General features: G+C 42.9%; 7 protein-coding genes. All 7 read left to right on the forward strand.

Going from position 1 to position 3,745, the window contains the following annotated elements; genetic code table 11:
• The coding region (locus V7Q33_RS05810; protein ID WP_333819193.1) for a GAF domain-containing protein at nt 1-968 on the forward strand (968 nt) is incomplete at its 5' end.
• A 32-nt stretch (nt 969-1,000) separates the two neighbouring features.
• Complete coding sequence (locus tag V7Q33_RS05815) at nt 1,001-1,393, forward strand: hypothetical protein (protein ID WP_333819195.1); 393 nt, start codon at nt 1,001-1,003, stop codon at nt 1,391-1,393.
• Between the two features lie 33 nt (nt 1,394-1,426).
• The gene (locus V7Q33_RS05820) at nt 1,427-1,816 is read left to right on the forward strand and encodes a hypothetical protein (protein WP_331974738.1); all 390 of its coding nucleotides are present in this window, start codon (nt 1,427-1,429) and stop codon (nt 1,814-1,816) included.
• 63 nt (nt 1,817-1,879) lie between these two features.
• Nucleotides 1,880-2,302, forward strand: coding sequence for a hypothetical protein (locus V7Q33_RS05825; protein WP_333819197.1), 423 nt, complete (start codon nt 1,880-1,882; stop codon nt 2,300-2,302).
• A gap of 69 nt (nt 2,303-2,371) precedes the next feature.
• The gene (locus V7Q33_RS05830) at nt 2,372-2,785 is read left to right on the forward strand and encodes a hypothetical protein (RefSeq protein ID WP_331974742.1); all 414 of its coding nucleotides are present in this window, start codon (nt 2,372-2,374) and stop codon (nt 2,783-2,785) included.
• Between the two features lie 10 nt (nt 2,786-2,795).
• On the forward strand, nt 2,796-3,215 hold the full coding sequence (locus tag V7Q33_RS05835; protein ID WP_331974744.1) for a hypothetical protein: 420 nt from the start codon (nt 2,796-2,798) through the stop codon (nt 3,213-3,215).
• A 226-nt stretch (nt 3,216-3,441) separates the two neighbouring features.
• A complete protein-coding gene (locus tag V7Q33_RS05840; RefSeq protein WP_331974746.1) occupies nt 3,442-3,699 on the forward strand; it encodes a hypothetical protein in 258 nt (85 codons plus the stop codon).
• The last annotated feature ends 46 nt before the right edge of the window (nt 3,700-3,745 follow it).

A 3,745-nucleotide genomic window follows, 5' to 3' on the forward strand; every position in this document is an offset into this window, starting at 1 on the left:
GTTTTATTGTTGTGAAGATTAAACGCGATAACCAGGCACGGCAAAAACTGCTAACACAACTCGAGGCGAATAACCGGAAGTATATATTCGATCCGGGCAGCGAAGTGCAATTTAGTAACCAGGAGAGCATGATCGAGCACTCCATTCAGAACCTGCAGCAGGCGAGTGAATTTATCGAGCACATTTCCGATGGCGACTATGCAGCTGAATGGAAAGGTTTGAACGAAGCAAACAAAGCTGTGAATGAAGGCAGCCTTGCCGGCAGACTTACCGACATGAGGGATCAGCTAAAACTCATGAAGCAGGAAGAAGAAGCGCGTTTGTGGAGTAATGAAGGGTTGACAAAAATCTCTGAGATCGTAAGAAATAACCAGAACGACCTTACTGTGCTGTCGAATGAAGTGGTGCGATTCTTAACCAAATATATGGGTGCCCAACAGGGGGGATTGTTTGTGCTCAAGAATGAAGCAGACGGTAAATATCTGGAGCTTACTGCCTGCCATGCATACGACCGAAAGAAATTTATAGAGCGCAAGATTGAGCTGGGTGTTGGTTTGCTGGGACAAACCTTTTTGGAAGGTGAAACAACGATGCTCACCAAACTTCCGCAGGGCTATACCTATATCACATCCGGTATGGGCGAAGCTACACCCGGTTGTTTGCTCATCGTTCCTATGAAATACAATGATGTGATTGAAGCTGTTGCAGAAATTGCCGGCCTTGAGACGTTTGAAAAACACCAGATCGCTTTCATAGAAAAGGCTGGTGAGTTTATTGCCTCTGCACTGCAGAGTGCACGAACAACCGAAGAAATGAAACGCCTGCTGGAAACCTCGCAGCGACAGGCACAAGAGATGCGCGCTACCGAAGAAGAGCTGCGCCAGAATGTAGAAGAGCTTACGGCAACGCGCGAAGCCATGGAACGCAAAATGGCGGAGGCCAGCATTTATGACTATAGGTCCAATTGAACAAACTATACTGCAACCAATTCAACTATAACATGAAGGTATACTTCAAGAGCGAGTTTTTTAAGATTACCTATCTCCAAGACATTAACATTATTGCAAGCGCCTGGACTACTCCGCCATCGTCTGAAGAATTCAGACAAGGGATGGAGCACCTCCTTCACGCAATTCAACACTTTAAAACCGGTAAACTGATTTCAGACACTACATACATGGGTGCAATTTTTCCCGAAGATCAGGAGTGGGCAGCTACCGATTGGTATCAGCGTGCTGCAGCAGCAGGCTTCTCGCACAACGCTATTATTGTACCGCATGATATTTTCACAGAATTGTCAGTAGAAACCATTCTTGATAGGGTCGATAAACGTATGATCCGTGCATTCTTTGATAACGAAAATGCTGCCATGGAATGGATCAGGCAATTCTAAAGCGTCAGCATTTTTTACGATAAGTCCTTTAGCATGCAAGTATATTTTGAAACCGATTTTGTTACCATAGGTTACAATCGTGTAGTACAGGCAGTAATTATGGCGTGGAAAACGCCACCACTCTCATCAGAATTTCGTGAGACATTAAACACACTGCTTACGGCTACGATACATTTTAAAACCGGAAAGGTTATTGCTGATTCACGCAATTTTGGAGTGATGGCTATTGAAGACCAGGAATGGAGCGCAGCGTGGGGGCCTGTAGCCAGCGAAAAGGGATGTTCGCACATGGCCATTATTATGCCGGAGGATGTGTATGCAAAAATGGCTATTAACGATGCTGCCGATTATGCAAAGCAGCTTTTAACCACAGCTTATTTCGATAGCATGGAAAAAGCAGTACAATGGATTGCTAAATGCTAATGCACAGCTATTCCTGGCAGGCTATATAAGTATATTATTTTTAAGATCCATTTTTTGTTTTATATGAAACTCTTTGAAGAAAAGTATGGCATCGTAGAATATGATGCATCTATACCATGCATCGTTTTAACGGTTAGTGGTTTTATGACCAGCGAACAATTTCGGTTTCTCTTGAATAAAGGCCTGGAACACTATATAACGAAGAAGAAAGATCATGATAAGTTGCTCTGGGTAGCAGACACCCGTAAGCATGCTGTGCATAGCGATGAAGATATGCGCTGGGTTGCCGATGACTGGAACCCGCGGGCACTGGCAGCTGGCTTGCGCTATATGGCATTTGTATTACCGGAAAATGTATTTGGCGACCTGACGTTAAAGAAATACGCACAACATACTGAAAAGCGAAATGACGATTTGGTTATGGAAATGTTTGGCGATTTGCAAGCTGCCAAAGCATGGTGCAAAGAAGTAGTCGCTCAGATATAGTGTGTCACAGATGTATACCGGAAGTTTCCAGTGGCTTTGTAAACTATTCAATACCAACCTTAGATTTATATGCAAGTATATTTTGAAAAAGAATACGCTACCATAAGTTATGATAACACCACGCACGCTATTACTATTGATTGGAAAGTGCGACCGTTCTCTTCCGAATTCAGAACAGGATTAGAGTCACTGTTGAAGGCTATGGAACATTTTAAAACAGGAAAAGTAATTGCCGACACACGCAACCTCGGAACGTTGGCAATAGAAGATCAGGACTGGTCTGCAAATGACTGGACTGCGATGGCTCTGGAAGCAGGATATTATTCTGATATAGCTATTATTGTTCCCTCTGATGTATATGATAAAATGGCCATTGATGATGTTATGGCCCGGGTAGAAGGCAGTAGCTTAAAGGTAGGTTACTTTGATGAGCGGGAGAGTGCTGCTGCCTGGATAAAGCAATTGGAAGTTGCGAATAATTAATTTTTAAAGAATGATTACACGGATTTATACAGGAGACTACGTTGTGATTGACTACGATCTGTCTGTGCCTTGTACTATGGCTACCTACTTTGACTTTATGCTTCCGGCGGAATTTAAAGCGCACATGAATTTTGCTTTAGAGATAATGCAGGAAAAGATCAGGGAAACCGGAAGGATGTTGTGGATGCCCGATGTACGACTGGCACCAGCCCGCGACCAGGAGACTATTCATTGGATAATGGAAGATTGGAATTTGCGGGCCATTAAAGCAGGTATCCGCCATATAGCGATGATTGTACCCGAAGAACTATGGGTTGTAATGGCAATTGAGGATTATAGCAGCAAAGTACAGGCTGATGGTATGACCGTGAAATACTTTAAAGACGTAGCGTCTGCCAAAAACTGGTTTATCGAATTGCCGTATGCGTGATTTTTGACAGACACATGTATAAATATTTTTTAAGCTATTTTTTTATGATCTCACCTCTGTGATTTAAATTTTTTGGAGGTGCCTGCCTGCAGGCAGGAGTGGAGAAAGGAATTGATAATGTTTCAATTCCTTTTTTTATGATTAGCTTTTATAAACGGTAATTTTGTTGGAGCAGGCATTTACTTTTTAGATTTTACTGCTTAACTTCAAAATAGTCATTCGCTAAATGGAGACATGTACTACCCATAAAAAATGTTATCCCAGCAAAGAGGTAGCAGAAGATGTGTTGATCGAAACGCGCACTGCTTTTGACTTTGCTGCAGGCTATGGCCCTATAGCAGTATACCAATGCGAAGAGTGTGGCTACTTTCATCTCACCTCGCATGGCCCTATGAACGAGAAGCTGAGCCAGTACCTGGCCGATGGCAAAATTCAATTACAGAAAGAAGCCGATCGCTGGCTAAATAAATTCCGGAAGAAATAATAGTGACACCAGTGGAATGTCGGTTTACAACTGGCAGCGATCATTC

Origin of the sequence: Ohtaekwangia sp. (assembly GCF_036786105.1) — a bacterium.
Classification (GTDB): Bacteria; Bacteroidota; Bacteroidia; order Cytophagales; family Cyclobacteriaceae; genus Ohtaekwangia.